This window comes from Microcoleus sp. PH2017_08_TRC_O_A (genome assembly GCF_020738665.1).
Taxonomy (GTDB): domain Bacteria; phylum Cyanobacteriota; class Cyanobacteriia; order Cyanobacteriales; family Microcoleaceae; genus Microcoleus.
This window is the reverse complement of sequence record NZ_JAEQCE010000091.1, coordinates 1-22,748: the sequence shown is the minus strand read 5'-3', so window position 1 is coordinate 22,748 and position 22,748 is coordinate 1. Positions and strand designations below refer to the sequence as shown.

Annotated in this window: 18 protein-coding genes; 11 read left to right on the top strand and 7 right to left on the bottom strand. The window is 45.0% G+C overall.

The genetic code is table 11. The features are described from left to right. Together JGK22_RS26410 and JGK22_RS26405 are read left to right on the top strand one after the other, a co-directional pair. Positions 1–808: RNA-guided endonuclease TnpB family protein (locus tag JGK22_RS26410; protein ID WP_293279057.1), on the top strand; the 808-nt coding region annotated here is incomplete at its 5' end. 279 nt (positions 809–1,087) lie between these two features. Then, a complete protein-coding gene (locus JGK22_RS26405) occupies positions 1,088–3,547 on the top strand; it encodes a CBS domain-containing protein (protein ID WP_293193037.1) in 2,460 nt (819 codons plus the stop codon). A 203-nt stretch (positions 3,548–3,750) separates the two neighbouring features. Here JGK22_RS26405 and JGK22_RS26400 read toward each other — a convergent pair whose 3' ends face one another. From JGK22_RS26400 to JGK22_RS26380, 5 genes are all read right to left on the bottom strand, one after another. Beyond that, on the bottom strand, positions 3,751–6,129 hold the full coding sequence (locus tag JGK22_RS26400) for a tyrosine-protein kinase domain-containing protein (RefSeq protein WP_293195969.1): 2,379 nt from the start codon (positions 6,127–6,129) through the stop codon (positions 3,751–3,753). A 315-nt stretch (positions 6,130–6,444) separates the two neighbouring features. Next, positions 6,445–6,591 (bottom strand): hypothetical protein, encoded by a 147-nt coding sequence (locus tag JGK22_RS26395; RefSeq protein WP_293175215.1) that lies wholly within the window; start codon positions 6,589–6,591, stop codon positions 6,445–6,447. Positions 6,592–7,353: 762 nt separating this feature from the next. Continuing rightward, the gene (locus JGK22_RS26390) at positions 7,354–8,781 is read right to left on the bottom strand and encodes an MFS transporter (protein WP_293175217.1); all 1,428 of its coding nucleotides are present in this window, start codon (positions 8,779–8,781) and stop codon (positions 7,354–7,356) included. Positions 8,782–9,316: 535 nt separating this feature from the next. Then, on the bottom strand, positions 9,317–9,868 hold the full coding sequence (locus JGK22_RS26385; protein WP_293142754.1) for a hypothetical protein: 552 nt from the start codon (positions 9,866–9,868) through the stop codon (positions 9,317–9,319). 119 nt (positions 9,869–9,987) lie between these two features. Next, complete coding sequence (locus JGK22_RS26380) at positions 9,988–10,665, bottom strand: ATP-dependent Zn protease (RefSeq protein WP_293206252.1); 678 nt, start codon at positions 10,663–10,665, stop codon at positions 9,988–9,990. Between the two features lie 305 nt (positions 10,666–10,970). Here JGK22_RS26380 and rseP point away from each other — a divergent pair, with 305 nt between their 5' ends. From rseP to rpsN, 4 genes are all read left to right on the top strand, one after another. After that, positions 10,971–12,071, top strand: coding sequence for an RIP metalloprotease RseP (rseP, locus tag JGK22_RS26375; RefSeq protein ID WP_293206249.1), 1,101 nt, complete (start codon positions 10,971–10,973; stop codon positions 12,069–12,071). 275 nt (positions 12,072–12,346) lie between these two features. Further along, complete coding sequence (locus JGK22_RS26370) at positions 12,347–13,105, top strand: Uma2 family endonuclease (protein ID WP_293175223.1); 759 nt, start codon at positions 12,347–12,349, stop codon at positions 13,103–13,105. 166 nt (positions 13,106–13,271) lie between these two features. After that, positions 13,272–13,916: an endonuclease III gene (nth, locus tag JGK22_RS26365; RefSeq protein WP_293175225.1), complete on the top strand. Its 645-nt coding sequence runs from the start codon at positions 13,272–13,274 to the stop codon at positions 13,914–13,916. Positions 13,917–14,191: 275 nt separating this feature from the next. After that, a complete protein-coding gene (gene rpsN, locus JGK22_RS26360; protein ID WP_265235916.1) occupies positions 14,192–14,494 on the top strand; it encodes a 30S ribosomal protein S14 in 303 nt (100 codons plus the stop codon). A gap of 257 nt (positions 14,495–14,751) precedes the next feature. Here rpsN and JGK22_RS26355 read toward each other — a convergent pair whose 3' ends face one another. Continuing rightward, a complete protein-coding gene (locus JGK22_RS26355; protein ID WP_293142731.1) occupies positions 14,752–15,081 on the bottom strand; it encodes a hypothetical protein in 330 nt (109 codons plus the stop codon). A gap of 65 nt (positions 15,082–15,146) precedes the next feature. Between JGK22_RS26355 and aat the strand changes: the two genes are divergently transcribed. The 4 genes from aat (at position 15,147) to JGK22_RS26335 (ending at position 20,857) form a co-directional block, all read left to right on the top strand. Further along, positions 15,147–15,725 carry a leucyl/phenylalanyl-tRNA--protein transferase gene (aat, locus tag JGK22_RS26350; RefSeq protein ID WP_293193042.1) on the top strand — a complete coding sequence of 193 codons (579 nt, stop codon included), beginning with the start codon at positions 15,147–15,149 and terminating at the stop codon, positions 15,723–15,725. A gap of 104 nt (positions 15,726–15,829) precedes the next feature. Next, entirely contained in the window at positions 15,830–16,573 is a 744-nt protein-coding gene (locus JGK22_RS26345; RefSeq protein WP_293175227.1) for a Uma2 family endonuclease, read from the top strand. A 554-nt stretch (positions 16,574–17,127) separates the two neighbouring features. Beyond that, positions 17,128–19,728 (top strand): leucine--tRNA ligase, encoded by a 2,601-nt coding sequence (gene leuS / locus JGK22_RS26340; RefSeq protein ID WP_293206246.1) that lies wholly within the window; start codon positions 17,128–17,130, stop codon positions 19,726–19,728. A 232-nt stretch (positions 19,729–19,960) separates the two neighbouring features. Continuing rightward, positions 19,961–20,857 carry an alpha/beta fold hydrolase gene (locus JGK22_RS26335; RefSeq protein WP_293314101.1) on the top strand — a complete coding sequence of 299 codons (897 nt, stop codon included), beginning with the start codon at positions 19,961–19,963 and terminating at the stop codon, positions 20,855–20,857. A gap of 61 nt (positions 20,858–20,918) precedes the next feature. Here the strand turns inward: JGK22_RS26335 and JGK22_RS26330 are convergent, their stop codons facing one another. Next, entirely contained in the window at positions 20,919–21,767 is an 849-nt protein-coding gene (locus tag JGK22_RS26330; RefSeq protein ID WP_293277441.1) for an SAM-dependent chlorinase/fluorinase, read from the bottom strand. Positions 21,768–21,785: 18 nt separating this feature from the next. On the opposite strand from JGK22_RS26330, the gene JGK22_RS26325 reads away from it, so the two are divergent. Further along, positions 21,786–22,634 (top strand): DUF3598 family protein, encoded by an 849-nt coding sequence (locus JGK22_RS26325; RefSeq protein ID WP_293277440.1) that lies wholly within the window; start codon positions 21,786–21,788, stop codon positions 22,632–22,634. The last annotated feature ends 114 nt before the right edge of the window (positions 22,635–22,748 follow it).

The window sequence follows — 22,748 nt, the reverse complement described above, 5'->3', positions numbered from 1 at the left end:
TTGCCAGAAGATAACTCAATATGCTTTCGACAATCTTGGTGATTCCTTCTCCTTATTTTTCTCAAAAAAAGCTGGATATCCCAAATTCAAGAAAAAGGGTCATCATGATTCTTTCACGATAGATGCAGGTGGTAAACCAATCCCGGTAGGTGGTACGTCCATAAAGCTACCAACAATCGGTTGGGTAAAAACCTACGAAGGATTGCCTCACACTACCTGTAAGTCAATCACTATTTCACGTACCGCCGACAGTTGGTTTATTGCTTTTGCCTACGAACAGGAGTATGAACCAACTGTAAAGCAACACGATGTCGTGGGTGTTGACCTAGGAGTTAAAGAGTTGGCAACCCTTTCGACGGGAGTTGTTTTCCCTAACCCAAAGCATTACAAAACGCATCTCAGTAAGTTGCGTAGACTGTCAAAGGAATTATCGAGAAAGACGAAAGGCTCTAGCAATAGATTTAAGGCGAAACAAAGGTTAGCAAAACATCATGCTAAAGTAGCGAATCTCAGAAAAAATACTCTCCATCAAATTACTACTTACTTAGGCAAAAACCACGCAACGATAGTAGTAGAAGATTTAAATGTTTCTGGGTTACTGTCTAATCACAAGCTAGCTCAAGTCATCGCGGATTGTGGATTCTATGAATTCAAACGTCAACTGGAATACAAAGCTAAAAAGTTTGGCTGTGAAGTAATCATTGCTGATCGCTGGTTTCCTTCGAGTAAAACTTGTTCAAACTGCGGACATATTCAAGATATGCCACGGGCAGAAAGGACTTACAACTGTGGAAGGCTTTCATCGTGAAAGCTTACCGAGGGATAACCGCTCCCATGCTCCCGATGAAGTAAGAAGCAAATGTCTAGACTTGTCTAGGATTTGTATAGCAGCAAGTCTATTATTTAAAATTCAACCACAGGCGAGGTGTTTGGGCCCTTACCTAAGGCTTTGCCCAATTGTTATACCATTTTCACAAAATAATGCAACTCTAGGGAAGCTCCAAACCGTTATGTAATAAGCTATTCCCAATCGAAAATCAAAAATCGAAAATGGTATTACCCGTCCTCCGATCACCTGCAATTAACTATGCCCTTTTATCACCCGCCCTTTTACTCCTCAGCCTTAGAACAAGCGATCGACCGCTACCCCCTAACTGCCGGGCCAGAAACTTCCTTAGCAGTGGCGATCGCCCTGATGAGTCAGTTGCAAAACAGTTGTCCCCTAGTCAAAGGGCCTTTACCCTCAGACAAGGGGGCGATGACCGAATCATCACCGCCGGACAAGGTGCGGGCCCGCTGCGTCCTCGTCGTGCAGAACCAGCAGACTATCACCACAGGCAACTTATCCGAAAACCCCAGTCGCGGGCTGTTAATCGGCATATTAACCCCCGCCGACTTAGTGAGGCTGATTGCTTCTGGCAAAATAAACAGCCTGCAAAAAGTAGCCCTCCACAAAATACCAATTGCCGAAGTCATGTCCCCCGTGTCGGTTTCCCTCACAGAATCCGACGATCAAGACGTGTTTACCGCTTTATCGTTATTTCGCCAGCACCGAATTCGCTATTTGCCTATTGTCAATCAATTCCGGCACTTGGTAGGAGTGCTGACGCGGGAAAGAATTCGCCAAGTATTGCAACCTTCCAACATTCTCAAATTGCGGCGGGTAGCAGAATTGATGACTACGCCAATTACAGCGCCCCACACCGCCTCGCTGCTGAGCATAAGCGAACTGATGTCCGAGCATCAAGTCAGTTGCGTAGTCATTACCAAAAACAAAGAATTAACAATGGAGAAGCCCAAAGAGGACTCTACCTCCGTTTTTCACTATTCCTTTCACCAACCTTTGGGAATTGTTACCGAATACGACATCGTGCAAGCACAGTATCTCGAACTAAATTTCGAGCAAACTCCAGCTCAAAAAGTCATGAGAACTCCCCTGCAATTTCTGGAACCTTCCGATTCCCTGTGGACGGCGCACAAACAAATGCAGCAGCAACAAGTGCAGCGGTTGGTCGTGTGCGGCGGGCGCGGAGAACTGCTGGGAATTATTACTCAAACCAGCTTGCTCAGAGTTCTCGATCCGACCGAAATGTACCGAGTTGTCAAACAGTTGCAGCAGTCGGTTTATCAACTGCAATCGGAAAAATTGGAACTGCTGCAAAGCCGCAATGCTAAATTGGAACAGCAGGTGCGCGAACGGACTGCCAAACTCCACGAACAGGTGCAGCGCGATCGGCTGTTAACTCAAATTTCCTTCCGGATTCACCAATCCTTAAACCTCGAAGAAATTCTCAACGCCAGCGTCGATGAAGTCCGGCAAGTTTTGCAAGCCGACAGAGTAGCGATCGTGCGTTGGGAGTCGAGCAATTTTGGCATTTTTGTGGCAGAATCCGTTGCCCCCAAGTGGTCTTCTATCTTGGGAGAAATCATGCCAGACAATATTTGGCAGGAAGCTGCATTTGCGATCGAACAGGAGATCTATGCCGTCTCAGACATCGACAAAGCTAGTTTGAGTGCCGAAAAATATGCGCGGTTGCAGCAAGCGCAAATCAAATCTTATTTAATTGTACCAATTTTGCAAGACGGCAATTTGTGGGGGATGATGTGGGTTCATCAGTGTTCCAAATCCCGGAAGTGGCAGGCTTCGGAATTGGATTTGCTGCTGCAACTGGCAACTCAAATCGCGATCGCCATTCAGCAAGCCCAACTCTACCAGCAAGTACAAAATCTCAATGCCGACCTCGAACGCCAAGTCCAAGAACGCACCACCCAATTGCAACAAAAAGTGCAGGAACTCCAGCATTTAAACGTTCTAAAAGATGAATTTCTCAGCACGGTTTCTCACGAATTGCGGACGCCTTTATCTAATATGAAAATGGCTATTCATATGCTGAGAATTTCTCCCACCCCAGACCGACGCCAGATTTATTTAGAAATTTTAGAAACAGAATGTACTAGAGAAACCGATTTGATTAATGCTTTGCTCGATTTGCAGCGGCTCGAAGCAGCAACTTGTCCGATTGACCTCGAACCAGTAAACTTAGATGTGTGGCTGCCTACGATTATCGACCCGTTTTACACGCGAGCCCAGAACCGCCACCAGCATTTGCGAGTAGAGTGCGATCGCCACCTCCCCACGATCAGTTCCAACCGCGCTAGTTTGGGACGGATTTTAGCAGAACTCCTCAACAATGCCTGCAAGTATACTGCCAATGAGGGCGAAATCTCTTTGAAAGTTGAGTGCAAAAAGGGAGACGGGGAAAAAGCAGAAAGCGGGAAAAATTCCGCACAAGCAAGTGTTAGGGCTTCGGAAATTCAATTTACATTCAGCAATCAATCTTCCATTGCGATCGAAGAATTGCCTCGAATTTTCGATAAATTTTATCGAGTTCCCAATGCCGATCCCTGGAAACAAGGAGGTACAGGTTTGGGTTTAGCTTTGGTTCAAAAACTTGTGGAACAGTTACAGGGAAAAATTGAGGTTGAAAGCAGCAAGGGCTGGACTAATTTTACTGTCACATTTCCCACCAAGCCAGATGCGAATTAGTCCGCTACCAGCCGATTTTAGATTTGAGATTGACTTGCAGCGCAGAGAATCTGGGAACTTGAACAGGAGTGTAAAATTTTGGGGTGGGTCATCTTTTTTACTCTTATACCAACGGTCAACTGTCAACGGTCAACTGTCAACTGTCAACTGTCAACTGTCAACTGTCAACTGTCAACTGTCAACTGTCAACTGTCAACTGAATCTCATTCTTTTTTGGGAGCTAGTTTGTGGATGCCTGACGGTACTGGTGCCAAATTCAAATATTCATGTTTATCTTCCACAAGTGATGATGATTTAGATATTTGATACTTCTTGCCTTTGGTAGGATTATTAGCCACGGTGCCCAAGCAGGGTATGCCAAAATTTTCTAATTGACTGAAAACTGTTTTGACTACAGAAGACTTCACCTGGCGAACTGATACAACCATCAGTATTCCATCTGTGCGCGCTGCTAAAAAATTCGTATCTTTACTGTCAACCAGCGGTGGCGTATCATAGATAACTAAGTCAAATGTTGCGTGCAGTTCTTCCATTAAATACTGCATTTGAGATGAGGCAAGCCGTCTGGCAGTACCGGGGACAGGAATACCGGCTGTTAATACAAACAGATTATCTGCTAGGTGCGATCGCTGGATAATTTCATCCGGTTCATTTTTATTTTCGAGCAAGTTGCTCAATCCATTGACATTAGGCAGTTCCAACAGCCTATGCAGGCTGGGTGAATGCAAGTTCGCGTCTACCAACAGCACTCGCTGACCCGCCAGCGCTGCCACGTGGGCTAGATTTAAAGCAACGGTAGATTTGCCTTCGCCAACTGTAGCCGAACCAACTACCAAAGAGCTAATCGTTCGATTTGAAGAAAGAAAGCGGATATTAGTATAAAGAGAGTCAAAAGCTTCTATAAATTCCGAAGCATTTTTATGATTCCCCTGTTTGCCTTCAAGATAAGCATAGGCATTAGCAATAGAAGGCGGAAATTTTTTAGCATTTTTGTCACGAGGAATTACTCCCAATAAAGGCGCATCAAACGCATCTTTAATGTCATCAGCACAGTAGAAAACATTGCGGATTTTTTCAATAAGAATAGCCGCTCCCAGACCGAACACGAGTCCTCCAAAAATTCCCATCACAAAGTTGTTTGTACTTTTCGATGCAACTGGAATAAATTTGCCTGATTTGATATCTTTGGGTATCTGGGGTTGAGAAATAATTTCCCAAGGTATTTGGCTTTGGGCTGCTTGGACGCGCAGAGTTTCCCGCTGAGTTAAAAGTTGCTGGCGGCTGGTGGAGGCTATGTCTAATTGCTGTTGCAGTTCGTTGTAGCGACGAGCTACAATCGGAAAATCTCTTAATTTTCGGGTCAACTCTTCTTTACTTTGGGCGATCGCCTGACTGCGAGCTTCTAAGACTTGAACTTGGTTCGCAGTATCCACCAATTGTTTGATCAAGCCTATGCGAATCGAGTTTTGAAAATTCTGAACTTTAGAATTGGCTTGAGAGCCTACCAAATTTTGCCCCAAAATGCGATCGGTTTGCTTGTTGAGCAAAGCTACTAAATTTGCCCGCTTGCGCTCTAAAGCTTCTACTATAGGGTTAGCAGATTTAAAACGAGCTGTTTCTACAGCAATCTGACCTTCTACTTCCTTAACCTTGGTCAGCAACTCTTTATATTGAGGTTCTTCACTTAAAGCTGAAGCCGCAATAGCTTCATTTGGTGTAAAATCTAATTGTTTTTGCAAGTTAGCGTACAGCATTCTCTGTTCCTGGAGTAGCCTTTGAGTTTCTAACTCTAAAGTTTCCATAGCGCGAACTTGCACGATCAATTGCGCGCCTTGTTCTTTAGGATCGGTAATTTTTTGCTGCTGCTGTATCATCTGTAACTCAGACTTCAGGTCATTTACGCGCTTGTTGAGTGCCGGAAGCTGGTTTTCAATAAAATTAACACCTTGACCAATGCGAGTCTTGCGTTCGTCAAGGCTGTACTTTAAATATTTCTTTTTAGTTTCTTCTAAAACGAACTGAACTAAGTCAGGCTCTTGCCCGAGGAAACGAACTTCCAAAATTTTAGTTTGCGTCAACTCATTTTCTCCGAGGCGCAACACGAGTAATCCTTTTTTAAGAAGTTCCTCGGTCATTTTTGGATATTTTTGTTGGACTTGTTTGGTAATAGCCGACAGCATCTGAGGACTCTGGAGAATTTGAAGCTGAGTTGGATAGTCCAAACTAAAAAATTCTCGATTAGGCACTCCACCCCCCTCACCGCGATTGGCGAGGGCAGATGCGTCGGTAAGTCTTGCCTCCGTTGTCACGGGTTCCACCAGTATCCGAAAATCGCCTTGATATGTTTTCTTGCCTCCCTTGACCTTATAATAAACTGCACCGCCTGCTAGGGCTACAATCGCAATGATGACTAGGGCTTGTCGTTGAAAAGTCCTGAACAAGGGCTTTAGATTCAATCCTTTCTGGGGTGCCCCGCTTAACTCTTCTCCCTCGTCAACGGGAAATTGCTGCACCTGTCTGCTCTGGTTGCTAATTGGTACGATATGAGCGTCATGTTCTTTTTCCATGTTGACCTCTTTCATATTGTTTTGGTAAAATCAGCTTGGTTCTGCGAGCCTTCTGGTTGATACTTTCACCCTTGACTTCAGGATATCACAGGAGATTCTGGGTTGGTTGGTTCTATTTCCTGCCAATAGTTCTCACTACTTTCACATAATATACAAAAATAACTAAATTCATATCTTGTGCCGGCTGCAAATGTTGTTTTACTAACTCAAGAGAGAGTTGTCTCCGACTGTATTTCTGGCGGCTGTGTTCTGCTTGTATTCCTGGTTTATCGGTGACTCTACCAAGTTTTTCTGGTATCCCTGACCTTCACCGCAGCTCGCGCCATAACTTTACCAAAATTTTACAATTTTACGCCACACGCGGGGGGCCGATCGCCCTGGTATTGCCTTGTCATCTCTGCCATTTTTGAGATCGCCACCAATAGCAGCACTACCTGTTAACTTACCCACGAACCGATCGGCTAAAAAGTTTTGCATTTTATACGTAGATATAATTAACACCATTGGGCCTATTTGTGGAACGACAACTAATCCAATCAATTTCCGACAAAAATCTGTCTTTATCTTTTAATTGTCAACTTTTTTAAGATCTGGATTGCTTTTTAAGTTTATATAATTAAACTGCGCTAACATTATATCACCCACCGATCTATATAATGGGCAAACGACATAAAAATTAATATTTTGTTAATACAAAGTCGATCGACATTTGGAAAAACTCAAGGCTTCTGGGTTTTGCTACCGGGCGGATGGCGCTGGGCGATGTGATGTTTTGTCGCTGAAACATGGGGTTTCTGGGCTTTTCCACTCTTGCTAAAACCATCGCTATGATTCGCCATCCTACTATGAGAGCTATATCAATATTAGCCGGAAACCCGCAACGGGGTGTTTTTTGGGATTAACCGATGAAAGAGGTTTATAACACGTTCTTCATTCAGTTGACAGTTGACTTGGGACAGCACTTGACAAAGGAAGGAAGAGGATTGGATTAATGAATAGTCGGATTTTAATTTCTCCATACAAGGGTTCCGGCTTTCAACCAATTCTTTCGGGTAAGAGGATACAAATAGTTGGCAAGCAATCCGATAATTGTTCTGGAATCTCAGCCGTATGAGCTTTTGAAAAGTGTTATTTTGTGATACTCATTAGACTTGGATTGCATAAATATTTCCTTGATACAACAACCGCTCATTAACGCTGATTAGAGAGCGCACAAATGCAATTAAAGTCTATTGAATATTACAGATTATGTGCTTTCTTTTCTCGAAGTTTCAACAAAATCTCTGCGTGAACTTCGCGGGTAATCGGATAGAAATATGTAAGAATCATGCCGCAGATTAAAGCAATTGTGGGCAGTGGCCCGATCGCAACTCGAATCGCGAACAGGGCAGAATCGGGCTGTACAGGCGCAGCCTGTCCCTGAACAGTAGCGAGAAATCCAGCTTGTTCTAATGCTTGACCTACCAACCACAAGCCGATCGCCAAACCAATTTTTTGCAGCAACACCATAAACGAATAGAACACGCCTTCGCGTCTTTCGCCTGTTTGGAGTTCGTCGAGTTCAATCACATCCGGTATCATCGACCAAGGTACAAGATAAGCAGTAGAAACTCCCACACCAGCCATAACTGCTAACAGGTACATCTGGACGACTTGTCCGGGTTGTAGGAAAAACAGTCCGGCTTGGGCGATAATCCACAAACTCATGCCCATAAAATAAACAGCTTTTTTGCCATAGCGTTCGCTAACTCTACTCCAAACAAATAACATGGCGAGTGCGGTGCCTTGAACTGCGATCGCAGTTTGGGTAAAAGTTGCTGGCGGCAGATTCATCCAGTTGATGACAAAGTAAGGCAAAATCGAAGCAGTTAATTGCACTCCCAGCCAAGAACAGAGATAAATTCCAATTACGTACAAAAAAGGGCGATTGTTAAATGCAATCCGCAACTGTTCTCCTATCGGCAAAGAGGTTGAATTGTCTTCTACGGGATTGTCTTGCAATTGAGAGAGGACGTGTTTTCGGGTTCCGAAAAAGCACCAGTACAAAGGCAATACTGAAATTACTGTACAGATGGCGCCTAATATTAAGTATTTTTGGGTGTCATCTTTAACTAAGGCAAAGATAATTTGCGCGATAATTAATGACAAAATGCTGCCGCCGATCGAGAAAGTAAACCGGAAACTGTTAAGGCTAGTGCGTTCGTTGTAGTCTTGGGTTAATTCTGGGGTGAGGGCGGTGTAAGGCAGGTTGACGGCGGTGTAGGCTGTGTTAAACAATATGCCGATCGCCACATAGTACCAAAACAATATCGTAGGATCTTTGCTGGGAACAATCCACTGCAAAAAGAAGAAGATGCCGAAAGGAATTGCGCCGTAAACCATCCAAGGATAGCGGCGGCCCCAGGGGTGAGAGGTGCGATCGCTCAAAACCCCCACAATTGGGTCATTTACCGCATCCCAAACCTTGCCAATTAGCAAAATGTTACTAGCAGTCCCCGCAGCCAAGCCAGCCACGTTGGTAAAGAAAAACAGCAGGAAAAACACCAGAACATTCGCAGTAATTGCGGGGCCAAGGTCTCCCGCACCGTATGCTAACTTTGTGGAGAAACTGAGTTTTTTGGTTTCTGGGTTGTCGGCGGCCCTTTCAGGGGGGGAAGTGTTGGTCATAAACTTTTGTTTCGGGATTTTTGGGCGATGATTTCGGGATTTTTGGGCGATCGCAGTCTTTCCAATAGGAGTATAACTCGCGTTAAGCTGTAATACTAAGTTTTTTTTTGCGATCGGGACTTTTCTGAAGATTTCGTAATTGGTAATTGGTAATTGGTAATTGAATAGTAGAGGCAGGTTTTACCAACAATCTTTAATTCCCACCAACAATCGAACTAAACCCGCCCGCACCAAGCGACAGAAATTCGATCGCACATTTGAATGATTTGTGATTGGCAATTGAGAATTTGCCATTGATAATTGGACTTATGCACCTATAGCAATCCTTGAGTCCTGGACGCAACTGGAACTTTTATGGAACTATTTTTTGGGTCACTTGTTGCGTTTGAGCGCTTAAATATAAGAGCGCCCAAGCGCAACTACGTACCTTGATTTAATGTGACAGTGGCATCTAGGAATGACCTGGTTGAAAGTAATAAGTTGAAATCTTTGAATGTTGTGAATTATTCAATTGAAAATTCTAAATCTAAAATTACTAGGTTAGCAATCTAGATTTGACGGTAATGGCTCCCACACACCATAAAATAGCGTTAACCATCTCCGAACGCTGGATGTCCTCTTCAGCTAAAAAACTGGCAAACTCTTCATCAATATTCAGGTGGTCTGCAAAAGCATAAAGCACGCGTTTGTAATTTGTGGGCATGGGTGTTAATGTGACTTTTACTAAATTTAACAGCGCGTTCAAACAGTTAAGCATAATCCCTGATTCGTCAATATCTTCTGCATCGAGCAAGTACAGGGTTTCTGCAATGTCGCAAATAGCGTCTATTTGTGTGGGTGGTGTTCCCAGTTCGCTGACATCGATATCGCACAGTTTGAGAGCATTAATCGCTAGTTGTGGACGGGTAAAAAATACAAGTTGACCGCCAGCTACTAAAGGCGGTTCTTCTTCTCCACAGACAATGAGAGTATACAGATTAGGTACTTCGGTGTCGGGGTCGATGCGGAAACCTAACAGCCGCAGCAATTTTTCTTGATTGGGGTTGGCTGTTTGCAGTTTGGTTGCGAAAAGTTTTGATTGTGACATGATTTTTTAATTGCGATAAAATTAATGCTATTAAACCAGATTTCTAGGCAAAATCCGGGCTTGAGTGAGACACCTACAAATAAACTGGGTTCAAGAAGCCAGAGTGCACAAGTTGTGTGCTACAAATTTTGTTGGATGATGTCGCAGCATTCAGCGACGGTTGCTCTTTTTTCCATGGCTGCGACTAGGGCTTCGTAAGCGGATTGATGGCTTTCGATTAGGGTTTTTGCTCGCAGCGAGCCCCAGTTTTGTTTGAGTTGAATTTCGGAAACGGGACGGCGTAGTTGTGTTAAAATTGCGCTGATTTTTGTACGGTCTTCTGCTCCTCCTATGGCGTTGCCGTAAACAACTTTTTCGGCGACTATTCCGGCCATCCAGACGGTGCAGTATTGGTCTAAAAGTTGGACGGAAAGAGTGCCGTTTTCGAGTTGAGATGCTAGTTGTTGGTCTGCAAATCGGACGCCGCCTTGGGCTGTTTGACCTTGTTTGAATGCTTCAAGAGCGTTGAGGGCGTAGCTGGTTACGGGAATTCCCAACAGGTGGGCGACGAGGAAGTGTCCGGCTTCGTGGTGGAGGATACGATCGCGCTTTTCTTTAGAACTTCCCCCCAGCAAATCTACTAATATTGTACCGCCTTGACCTTGCCACTGGAAACTGTCGAGGGTGGCTAGCCCCAACAGGCAAAAGGTGGCGATCGCAGGTACGGCCTCTGGTAGGTTGAATAGGGGGCCCAATATTATCGAAACGGTGATGGCGAAGATAGAAATAGCGATAATATTCAAAGAAGTGTCTTTCATTATTGGGAATTGGTAATGGGGAATTGGTAATGGGGAATTGGTAATGGGGAATTGGTTATTTGTGATTAGACCAACAACTAGCAACTAACAACTGACTACGGACTAATGTTTAGTTTCGTAGTGTATATCGCACATTTGACCAAAATCTACACAAGCCAGATCGCGAGGGCCCGCGCGATCTGGCCCGGACGTTAGCTTAAAATGCCATCTTCCAGTTTGACTGAAAATTGTCGATCCCAAGCCGCCTACATTAAAAAGATATTAAAATAAATCAAAGTCAAGTAAAAGTGTTAGTGGAATCCTTCATGTCAGTTTTGGCAGCGATCGCAGTTTTAGGTATCTTGATTGTCGTTCACGAACTCGGCCACTTCCTGGCGGCGAGACTTCAACACATTCACGTCAACCGCTTCTCCATCGGTTTCGGGCCCATTTTGTGGAAGTACCAAGGCCCGGAAACTGAATATGCCCTCCGCGCCTTTCCCCTGGGAGGTTTCGTGGGTTTCCCGGATGACGATCCAGACAGCACTATTCCCCCCAATGACCCGAATTTGCTGCGGAACCGCCCTGTGATCGATCGGGCGATCGTCATTAGTGCAGGAGTAATTGCCAACTTAATTTTTGCTTACTTCCTGCTGGTGGTGCAATTAACCACGGTTGGCGCTGCATCTATGAACTACCTACCGGGAGTTAAAGTCCCGGAAGTCGCTGCGGAAGTTAGTTCGGCGGCCTTCCAAGCGGGAATTCGATCGGGCGACATTGTTCTGTCCGTTGATGGCAAGGAATTGGGCGCGAACCGCGAAGCAATCAAATCTTTAGTCTCAGCCATCCAAGATCATCCCAATCAACCCCTGGCCCTAGAAATTCAGCGCGAAGAACAAAAATTTGTGGTGACAGTAACTCCCGAATTGTCCTCCGACGGTAAAGGTAAGATTGGCGTGCAGCTAACTTCTAACGGTACCGTCGTGCGGCAGCGGGCAGGAATTGTAGAGGCATTTAGCCAGGCTGCAACTGAGTTTGAGCGAATTGTAGTGCTGACGTTTCAAGGTTTCGGGCAGTTACTTAGCAATTTCAGTCAGACTGCTGAAAAGTTGTCCGGGCCTGTGGCAATTGTAGCCATTGGTGCAGGAATTGCGCGATCGGATGCTGCGAATTTGTTTCAGTTTGCGGTATTAATTAGTATAAATTTGGCTGTGATTAATATCTTGCCTTTGCCTGCTTTAGATGGCGGTCAGCTAGCTTTTCTATTAATAGAAGGACTGCGGGGCAAGCCTCTGCCAAACCGCATTCAAGAAAATGTGATGCAGACTGGTTTGGTGTTGTTGTTGGGTTTGGGAATTTTCTTGATTGTTCGCGATACTGCTAATTTGGCAGGCTTTGATTTGATGCGAACTCTCCGACAACAGTAGTCAGTTGGTAGTTGTCAATTGGCAGTTGACAGTTGACAGTTGACAGTTGTTCGTTGTCAGCAGTCATAGTGCTGTCCCCGCTCGCGAACAGCAGTCAGCAGCCATTAGTTATTACATAGCTGATGACTGCTGACTAATATACAGCCTTTCTCAAAAAAGTGAGGTATGCCCGCTAATCTTATGCCCTATGCCCCATGCCCTATGCCCCATGCCCATGCGTACCTCATCTTTCTGAGAAAGGCTATAAATTAACCAGTAAAATTGGAGAAATAGCAATGGTCACACAACTGCAATCTCCCGAAAAAGCAAAGATTATCTATCCAGATGATAACGGCGAACCAATGTCAGATAATACCGAACAGTTTAGATTGATCGTGTGGATCAAAGAAAATTTAGAACTGTTATTTGCCAGCATGGCTGATGTTTTTGTAGCGGGAAACTTACTGTGGTATCCAGTAGAAGGAAATAACAAGATTTCTCAAGCGCCAGATGCGATGGTAGTCTTCGGAAGACCGAAAGGTTATCGAGGCTCCTACCAACAATGGCATGAAGAGAACATTGTGCCGCAAGTGGCGTTTGAAATTTGGTCGCCGGGAAATCGGCTGACTCCGATGCTCCAAAAACTGAGATTTTACGAACAGTACGGCGTAGAAGAATATTATCTGTACGATCCGGCGAATGTGGATTTAACTATATGGCAGCGCCGAGAGGAACGGTTAGAACCAATCGAAGAAGTAAACGGCTGGGTAAGTCCAAGAATGGGAGTGCGGTTTCAACTATCAGAAACTGAACTACAAATATTCAGCCCTGATGGAACACCGTTTGTGAGTTTTGTGGAACTCGCTCAACTTCGAGAACAAGCAGAATTAAGGGCCGAACAAGAACGGCAAAGGGCTGAACAAGAACGGCAAAGGGCCGAACAAGAACGGCAAAGGGCCGAACAGGCAGAAGTTTTGCTGGAGCAAGAACGATCGCGCTCGCAAGCTTTAGAAGCTCGGCTCCGAGACATGGGAATTGACCTCAATCAGTTGTAAATGACTAAGATTAAATTGGGAGTATCTCAGTTTTGATTTTATAGTGCTGTCCCCGCTCGCGATCGCGACTCGCGAGCGGGGACAGCACTGTATAATTCCGATGTCACCGGCAAGAATATAACTAATGACTGATGACTGATGACCAATGACTGATGACCAATGACTGATGACTAAAAAGTTAAGTTTAAAACAAAAATCGCTCGAAATTCTGATTCGCCTCAAACGGCTGTATCCAGAAGCCCCTTGCACTCTCAACTACGAAACTCCCGTGCAGTTGATGGTGGCGACGATTCTGGCGGCTCAGTGTACGGATGAGCGCGTAAATCTGGTAACGCCGGCTTTGTTTGAGCGTTTCCCGGATGCGGAGGCTTTGGCAAATGCTGATTTGGATGAATTGGAGCGTCTGGTGCGATCGACTGGTTTTTACCGGAATAAGTCTAAAAATATTAAAGCTGCTTGTTGGGCGATCGTCAATAAATTCAACAATCAAGTGCCGCAGCAAATGGAACTGCTGCTAGAATTGCCCGGAGTTGCCCGCAAAACCGCTAATGTCGTCCTCGCCCACGCTTTTGATATTCATCAGGGCGTGACGGTAGACACTCACGTCAAGCGTTTGAGTCAGCGGTTGGGATTGACTGAACACGCCGATCCAATTCGGATCGAGCGGGATTTGATGCTATTGTTGCCGCAGCCGGATTGGGAAAATTGGTCAATTCGGTTGGTGTATCACGGTCGAGCAGTTTGTAATGCGAGAAAGCCGATTTGCCATATTTGTGAACTTGCAGATTTGTGCCCTTCTGCTAATAGTTAGATGTTTTATTAATTTCAGGGACAGGCAAGATTCCTGTCCCACAAAACAACAGAAATGATTGTGAAATAGTCATCTTGCCTGTTGCAAAACAACAGAAATAATTGTGGAACAGGCATCTTGCCTGTTGCAAAAAAGCTTAAATAATTGTGGAAAAGGCATCTTACCTGTTGCAAAAATCTTGTCAACAAAAAAAGTAATTAAAATAAAAATGATCTAAAACCACCAAAATATAGTAAAATAGTAGATTGTGATTTATCTAAGGATATCAACAGATTATGGCTAAAAAGAGCATGGTCGAGCGCGAGAAAAAGCGCCAAAGACTCGTAGACAAGTACGCTGACAAGCGCGAAGACCTGAAAGATCAGTTCGACCAAGCAGCGAACCAGATGGACAAAATGGCGATTCACCGCCAACTGCAACAGCTACCCCGCGGCAGTTCGCGGACTCGCTTGCGGAACCGCTGCTGGGCTACAGGTCGCCCCAGGGGTTACTACCGCGATTTCGGACTGTCTCGGAACATGATGCGAGAAATGGCTCACGAAGGTCTTTTGCCCGGTGTTGTGAAGTCTAGCTGGTAGAAGTCAGTTGACAGTTGACAGTTGACAGTTGACAGTTAATATTTGTTAGTTGTCATTAGTCTGAAGGAAGAAGGAAAAAGGAAGAAGGAAGAAGGAAAAAAACTTATAAATAATCTGCAAGATTATGTTTGGGGTTTATTTTTGTTTCAGATTTCAGCTCAAACTTCCTTCTTGCTTTGTCCTTCTTGCTTCTTCCTACTTCTTCCTTTAGACATCCGTTACATCGGTTACAAAATCCGTTGCCGAACCTTCTTGCTTCATTGGCCGCAGCATTTATCGATACCGAGACTTTCGAGTAATAAGTCGCTGACGGCATTGGCGATCGCAAATTCGCCGTAAAAGCTTTTAGAAAAATCATAGGCCTGCATTTCGGTGACGATCGCAATTACGAGGCTGCCCAAATCGTTTTCGCCTTCCATGCGCTGGCGGAGGTAGATTTGGGCTGCTCTTTTAGCTATTTGCTGGTTGGCTGCTTCTGGGATAAACTCGGAGTCTAGCCATGCCAGCAGCGTTTCTTGGAGCCATTGGCCTTCTTGCTCGGGGTTTTGGGCGGGCGGCAAGGTAATAGGTTGGATGGTTTCAGACATGATTATTCGTAATTGCTAATGTTGACTTTGAAAAGTTAGCGGCAAACATGACAACTGATAAATTTATGCAATATGATATACCGTCAATTATACAGGGATACGCGCAAGGCTATTTCTTGATGGCGAATGACGGCGAGGAGAGTTTGGGGTGGTATTCGAGCCGCCAGCGGGCGCTGATACCCCTGGATGAGAGATTTATCTATCCGCGATCGCTCCGCCGGGCATTGAATCAAGAACGGTTTTCGGTGGCTGTAAACCGCGATTTTGGGGCGGTGGTTGAGGGTTGTGCCGATCGAGAAACGACGTGGATTTCTAAGGAACTCAAGCAGATTTACTGGGGATTGTATGAGGCTGGTTGGGCGTACAGCTTCGAGACTTGGTGCGGCGACGAATTGGCGGGCGGTATTTTGGGATTGTCTATAGGTGGCGCGTTTATCGGGGAATCGATGTTTTACCGGATTCCCGAGGGTTCTAAGGTGGCGATGGTGAAGTTGGTGGAGAGATTGCGCGATCGATCTTATCTACTATTCGACGCTCAAATGAACAATCCCCACTTGGAAAGATTCGGAGCTTATACTGTTAAGGAAAAACTCTATAACACGATTTTACAACAAGCCTTAAAGCGCCGCTGCTCCCTCTTTTGAATCTTCTATCTTGAGGAACTTAGGCTTTGGCTAATTCCTCACCCGATATCCCTGCTTCCAACAATAGTATAATTAAGCTGAGATACTTCTCGGAGACAACCACAATGCAAGTCACAACCGAAGAAATTATTTATCCATCCAGCGACGGTCAACCAATGGCAGAAAGTACAATTCAATACAAATTAATTGTCACAATCAAAGAAGGTTGCGAATCGCTGTTTGAAGATGACCCCAACGTGTTTGTAGCAGCAGATTTACTCTGGTATCCGGTTGAAGGTAGACCAGATATTTCTCAAGCACCAGATACGATGGTGATATTTGGCCGACCAAAAGGCGATCGACTTTCCTACATACAATCTCGCGAAGACAATATTGCTCCCCAAGTCGTCTTTGAGATTCGCTCCCACAACGACAGCCAAACTAAAATGAATAAAAAATTTTCATTTTACCAGCGTTATGGAGTTGACGAGTATTACGTTTACGATCCGCAAACAAATGAGCTGGAAGGTTGGCAAAGACTTGAAGGAATCTTAGAACCAATTGAACCAATGGAGGGATGGACAAGTCCCAGACTGGGAGTGCGATTTGAGTTGCCAGAAGAAGGTTTGGAAATCTATCGCCCTGATGGAGAAAGATTTCTTTCCTATTCCGAAATAAATGCACAGCGGCTATTAGAGCGACGGCGCGCAGAACAAGAATTTCAGCGTGCCGAACAAGAATCTGAGCGTGCCGAACAAGAATTTCAGCGTGCCGAACAAGAAGCTCTCAAGGCTCAACAAGCAGCTCAAAGGTCTCAACTTTTAGCTGCAAAACTGCGGGAATTGAACATCGATCCTGATAGCATCTAAGCAGGAATAAATGCTAACAAAGCAGATTTATCAAATAAATCTGCTTTCTGGCAATTGCAGTTATTTATGCTTTTAGGAATTACCAGAAAGAATTGGTTTAAAGCCTCTACTTTTTAAGGATAAATTAAAAGAAGACTATTAATTACTCCAATCCTCTTCCTTCTTTTGTCAACTGTCAACAGTCAACAGTCAACTGAATAAAGCATTTCTGACTAAAGAAGCCGGGTTTTTTGGGGTTTTATCGACTGTAACCAAGTATTCTCGTAAAAACCCGGTTTCTGAACACCCATTTCCGACCCAAGAAACCGGGTTTTTTGGGGTTTTATCGACTGTAACCAAGTATTCTCGTAAAAACCCGGTTTCTGACCACCCGTACATAAGTCTGATTCTTTTAACCTAGAAATCGCCCCCAACTCAAAATTCATATACTACAATATATAATACAGATATTAGAGCCAAAATCCTTGGGGGTGCAAAAGAATCCTAATCGCGGCCCCATGAATGTGCAAAAATACTGAAGCCAACTTTATTAAACTCTGCACGGAGCAATTACTGTGGACTCCAGATACAACCCCCAATCCATAGAAGAAAAATGGCAACAGACATGGGCTGAGCAAAACTTAGACCAAATGCCAGAAGATACCGAAAAGCCTAAATTTTATGCCTTATCCATGTTTCCCTACCCGTCGGGAAGCCTGCACATGGGGCACGTCCGCAACTACACAATCATCGATGTAATTGCCAGACTCAAGCGGATGCAAGGCTATCGCGTACTCAATCCCATGGGATGGGACGCTTTTGGTTTGCCGGCAGAAAATGCGGCCATCGAGCGCGGAATTCCCCCCGCAGAATGGACATATCAAAACATTTCCCAGATGAAAGGCTTGTTTCGCCGCCTGGGTATTTCTTTCGACTGGACAAAAGAAGTTACAACCTGTTCTCCCGATTATTATCGGTGGACTCAGTGGCTGTTTTTGCAATTTTTAGAAGCAGGATTAGCATATCAGAAAGAAGCCGCAGTTAATTGGGATCCGATCGACCAAACCGTCTTAGCCAACGAACAAGTAGACAACGAAGGTCGTTCCTGGCGTTCCGGTGCCAAAGTCGAGCGCAAATTATTGCGGCAGTGGTTCCTCAAAATTACCGATTACGCCGAACAGTTATTAAACGACTTAGATAAATTGCCAGATTGGCCCGAAAGAGTCAAATTAATGCAAGCCAACTGGATTGGTAAATCTGTCGGCGCTTACTTAGAATTTCCCATTGTCGGCATGGATGAAAAAGTCGCCGTTTTTACCACTCGTCCCGATACAATTTATGGCGTGAGTTATGTTGTTTTAGCGCCGGAACATCCGTTAACTCAGCTAGTGACCACGGCAGACCAAAAAGCCGCTGTTGATACGTTCATCAAAGAAGTTGCATTGCAAAGTGAAATGGATCGCACGGCTGATGACAAACCAAAGCGCGGTATCCCCACAGGTGGCAAAGCAATCAACCCTTTCAACGATGAAGAAATTCCGATTTGGATTGCGGATTACGTGTTGTACGAATACGGCACCGGCGCAGTCATGGGAGTACCCGCCCACGACACGCGAGATTTCAAGTTTGCCAATCAATATGAACTACCGATTAAAGTAGTAATTGTGGATGATGATGAAGTTCCGCTGACGGAAGCTTACACCGAACCAGGAATTATGATTAATTCCGAAAGCTTCAACGGGATGGATTCAATTAAAGGCAAAGCCGCCATTATTCAAGCTGCCGTAAATTCAGGTTGTGGCAAAGCGCGAGTGCAATATCGCTTGAGAGATTGGTTGATTTCTAGACAGCGTTATTGGGGCGCTCCGATTCCGGTAATTCACTGTCCTAAATGCGGAACAGTGCCTGTCCCACAATCGGATTTACCCGTATTGTTGCCGGAAAATGTACAATTTACTGGCAAAGGTTCGCCCTTGGCAAAGATGCCGGAATGGGTAAACGTTCCTTGTCCGAGTTGTGGCACTCCGGCGCAGCGCGAAACGGATACGATGGATACTTTTATGGATTCATCGTGGTATTTTTTGCGCTATCCTGATGCTCAAAATCAAGCGCAAGTCTTCGATTCTGCGAAGACGAATGATTGGATGCCTGTTGACCAATATGTCGGCGGCATCGAGCACGCAATCCTGCATTTGCTGTATTCGCGGTTCTTTACGAAGGTTTTGCGCGATCGGGGTTTGATTGATTGCGACGAACCATTTAAACGCTTGTTAACTCAAGGAATGGTGCAAGCCAAAGCATACAAAAATCCTGTGACTGGCAAATATGTTTCCGCATCAGATGTAGACCCCGAAAATCCTAAAGATCCGCAAACTGGTGAAGTTTTGGAAGTCTTCTATGAGAAGATGTCCAAATCTAAATACAACGGTGTTGACCCCTTGGAAGTTATGGGGAAATATGGGGTTGATACGGCGCGGATGTTTATTTTATTCAAGGCGCCACCGGAGAAGGATTTGGAGTGGGATGACGCTGATGTGGAAGGACAATTCCGCTTTTTAAATCGGGTTTGGCGCGTGGTGACAGAGTTTGCTTCACCCCCCCCAGCCCCCCCTTGCCAAGGGGGGGAGAAAGATAATTTACCCTCTGCTATTCCTTCCCAAGGGGGGGAGAAAGAGTTGCTAAGTAAAGCTGAAAAGGATTTGCGGCGGGCGATTCACACGGCAATTAAGGAAGTGCGAGAAGATTTGGAGGGCGAGTATCAGTTTAATACTGCTGTTTCCGAAATGATGAAGTTGAACAATGCGCTGGCTGATGCTAAATGTAAGGATTCGCCCGTTTATGCCGAGGGAATTAACACTTTAATTTTGCTGTTAGCGCCTTTTTCGCCGCACATTGCTGATGAATTGTGGCATTTGATTGGTAACAGCGAATCAGTACATTTGCAAACTTGGCCTGTTGCAGATCCATCTGCTTTAGTTACTGATGAAATTACGCTGGTAATTCAAGTTATGGGTAAGACGCGCGGCACTATTCAAGTGCCTTCGGGTGCGGATAAAGCTGCTTTGGAAAATTACGCCCGCGAGTCGGATTTGGCGAAGCGCCACCTGGAGGGTAAGGAGATTAAAAAGGTAATTGTGGTTCCTGGAAAGTTGGTTAATTTCGTTGTAGCTGGATAAAGATGAGAAACCCGGTTTTTGAACTCAACGGGTTTCTGATACTTGCAGTAAATGGTTCGTAGTCAGGACTTTAGTCCTTCTTTCGCTCAGTAAATGGTTCGATCGTTCGGACTTTATTCCTTCTTTCGCGCGGACTGAAGTCCTCACTACGAACCGACTTTATTGTGGTGCTTCAAGGGAGATAATAGTTGTTTTTAGTGCTATTGAATCACCGATCGCTAATTGTACCGCCATGAGCAAATTACCAAAGAAATACAGATATTTTCATAAATGGATATTATTTTTGGTGAAGTTTTGGACGATCACCTACATCCTCTGTTGCATAATATTGTTTAGCCTGCAAACTCGTCTCATCTTTGACCCAACACCTACAATCCAAAAAACACCGGATGCCTTTAAAATCCCCTACGAAGAGGTTTGGTTGCCAGTTAACGGGCGATCGCCCAAAACCGCAAAAACAGACAAAATTCACGGTTGGTGGCTGCCAACCGCCAATCCACAGCCACTAGGAACCCTATTGTACCTGCACGGCAAGGGCTTTAACATCGGTACGAATATCAATCAATCTTACCGCTTTCGGGAATTGGGTTTTTCTGTATTGCTGATGGATTATCGGGGTTACGGGCGCAGTCAAGGCAGTTTTCCCAGCGAAGCGCGGATATATGAAGATGCGGAAACAGCTTATAATTATTTAGTCAAACAGCGGCAATTGTCGCCTAGCGAAATCTTTTTGTACGGCCATTCACTCGGAGGTGCTGTTGCTGTAGAATTAGCAGTTACACATCCTAAAGTTGCGGGCTTAATTGTTCAAAGTTCTTTCACTTCCATGCTGGATATGGTAGAACGCCAAAGTTTGATGCGGCTGTTTCCGGTGCGGCTGCTGCTGACGCAAAAGTTTGATTCTTTGAACAAAGTTAAATTGCTGCGAATTCCGGTTTTGTTCGCCCACGGAAGTGCCGATCCTTTGATTCCTGCTGCGATGAGTGAAAAGTTGTATGCTGCTGCTGGTGAACCCAAGCAAATTTTGCTGGTTCCTAATGCTAAGCATAATAATGGAGATGCTTTTTTTAACAGCAGCGAATACCGCAAAACTGTTGTTGATTTTGCCGAAAAATCTAAAATTAGATGAATAAATAGGTTCGTAGTAAGGACTTTAGTCCTGTCTGCTTTGATGCGGACTAAAGTCCTCACTACGAACCTGATAATATTATTTCTATTTTATCTCCAACTTCTAGCTGTAAAACGGATTGAGCGCTGCCGCCGTTAACGGCAATTTCTAGCCAACCGTCAGAACCAATTATGGCTATTAAATCACCAGGCTTGCTGTCGCTGTACGTCTTACCGCTGGGGATGCGAATTAGATCGCAACTATTGCTAATTATCACTGACCAATTGTTACCTATAATGCAATTATTGGGGATATTGGTAATTAGATTGCCGAAGCGATCGACATATTGAACGCAACCTGTCGCACCTGTGGCTGTAACGGCGCAATTTGGTATCTCTAGCTGCACTAAACTTGCAGCGCTTACCGCCCTTCCCAACTCTTCCAACGGCACCCCATTCGCCAAATGAGCGCCCGCTGTGGCGAAAATATCGCGACCGTGAAACGTGCTGCTGGGTTCGGGTGTACGCCAGTATTTGGGGTTGGTGAGCTCCACAACGGCGATCCTCTTCGTTGGCGTAGCCCCCGTAGGGACGGGCTTCGCTAACGCATTTTCGCGACTCAACACCCCACTAAACAACCCGTTATCCGGCCCGACAAGGAAGCAACTAGCACATTTCACCGCCACCGCGCGTCTGTTGCTACCCACACCCGGATCGACGACAGCAACGTGTACAGTTTCCGCTGGAAAATAAGCAAAAGCAGCCATCAAACAAAACCTCGCCGCCGCAATATTTTGGGAGGGTATTTGGTGCGTAATGTCAATCACTTGTAACTGCGGGTTGATTTGGGCGATCGCACCTTTCATCACTCCCACATAAACATCGCTCAATCCAAAATCCGTCAGCAGAGTTATAATTCTATTTTTAGACATATATCCAAAGGTAAGAATATGGTAGCGCAGTGGGAAAACTTTCTGCAAAACTTAGGAGAATGGCACGGTTCCTTCACTCAGCTATCAACGCGGGGAGAGATACTTCAAGATACTCCCAGCATTATTTCTCTCGAAGGACTCAACGATAACAAAACTGTGCGGTTGAAACTGCGCCGTTTCTCTCCCAATCCTAGCGGTGTCGGCGAACCGGAAGTCAGCGAACTGGTTCGAGAATATCAGAGTTTGGGACGAGATATCCTGTTTTTTGAGAATGGAAATTTTTGTCAGGGAACTATTCAACTAGCGCCTTATTCTGAGTCGGGTGCCGAGTTTGGTTTTATCTACAATTATCGCCGGTTGCGCTTCGTTCAGCTCTACAATACCGACGGCAATTTATCCCAACTTACCTTAATTCGCGAAAAGCAGCCCGATAAAAATGTCCCCGAACGTCCGCCTTTAACTGTTGGGGATTTGCTGGGAGAATGGGAGGGCGAGGCTGTGACGATGTATCCAGACTGGCGTTCACCCGATCGTTATTCTACCAAACTGCAATTGAATTTGCAAAATGGCGATCGGCTCATGCAAAAAATCACTTTTGGCACTAATGGTAACGTGATCAGTTCTAGCGGCCACATAGACGGTTCTGTGATTAATTTTAACGAAGGTGTAACACCCGTGCAGGTTTTACTGCTTCCCGATGGCGGTTCTTGCACTTGTCCGGTGAAAATTGAATCCAGAAAACCTATATTTTTTGAGGCCGGTTGGTTGGTAGAACCTGACTTGCGATTTCGGATGATTCGCAGTTACAATGACAAGGGTGAATGGGTAAGTTTGACTTTAGTTACTGAACGCAAAGTTAGTCATTAATTCCGTAGGGTCTGGTTAACCAACAATCTTTGATTCCCACAGAAAATCTACAAAAACCCGCCTAACCAAACCAGTAAATTCTGATTGCATAAAAGGTTGATTCGGTATCTGGGA

Bases quoted from the DNA above. Each gene is read 5' to 3' on its own strand.
- JGK22_RS26405 (WP_293193037.1), top strand. From the start codon at position 1,088: ATGCCCTTTTATCACCCGCCCTTTTACTCCTCAGCCTTAGAACAAGCG.
- JGK22_RS26400 (WP_293195969.1), bottom strand. From the start codon at position 6,129: ATGAAAGAGGTCAACATGGAAAAAGAACATGACGCTCATATCGTACCA.
- JGK22_RS26395 (WP_293175215.1), bottom strand. From the start codon at position 6,591: ATGCAAAACTTTTTAGCCGATCGGTTCGTGGGTAAGTTAACAGGTAGT.
- JGK22_RS26390 (WP_293175217.1), bottom strand. From the start codon at position 8,781: ATGACCAACACTTCCCCCCCTGAAAGGGCCGCCGACAACCCAGAAACC.
- JGK22_RS26385 (WP_293142754.1), bottom strand. From the start codon at position 9,868: ATGTCACAATCAAAACTTTTCGCAACCAAACTGCAAACAGCCAACCCC.
- JGK22_RS26380 (WP_293206252.1), bottom strand. From the start codon at position 10,665: ATGAAAGACACTTCTTTGAATATTATCGCTATTTCTATCTTCGCCATC.
- rseP (WP_293206249.1), top strand. From the start codon at position 10,971: ATGTCAGTTTTGGCAGCGATCGCAGTTTTAGGTATCTTGATTGTCGTT.
- JGK22_RS26370 (WP_293175223.1), top strand. From the start codon at position 12,347: ATGGTCACACAACTGCAATCTCCCGAAAAAGCAAAGATTATCTATCCA.
- nth (WP_293175225.1), top strand. From the start codon at position 13,272: ATGACTAAAAAGTTAAGTTTAAAACAAAAATCGCTCGAAATTCTGATT.
- rpsN (WP_265235916.1), top strand. From the start codon at position 14,192: ATGGCTAAAAAGAGCATGGTCGAGCGCGAGAAAAAGCGCCAAAGACTC.
- JGK22_RS26355 (WP_293142731.1), bottom strand. From the start codon at position 15,081: ATGTCTGAAACCATCCAACCTATTACCTTGCCGCCCGCCCAAAACCCC.
- aat (WP_293193042.1), top strand. From the start codon at position 15,147: ATGCAATATGATATACCGTCAATTATACAGGGATACGCGCAAGGCTAT.
- JGK22_RS26345 (WP_293175227.1), top strand. From the start codon at position 15,830: ATGCAAGTCACAACCGAAGAAATTATTTATCCATCCAGCGACGGTCAA.
- JGK22_RS26335 (WP_293314101.1), top strand. From the start codon at position 19,961: ATGAGCAAATTACCAAAGAAATACAGATATTTTCATAAATGGATATTA.
- JGK22_RS26330 (WP_293277441.1), bottom strand. From the start codon at position 21,767: ATGTCTAAAAATAGAATTATAACTCTGCTGACGGATTTTGGATTGAGC.
- JGK22_RS26325 (WP_293277440.1), top strand. From the start codon at position 21,786: ATGGTAGCGCAGTGGGAAAACTTTCTGCAAAACTTAGGAGAATGGCAC.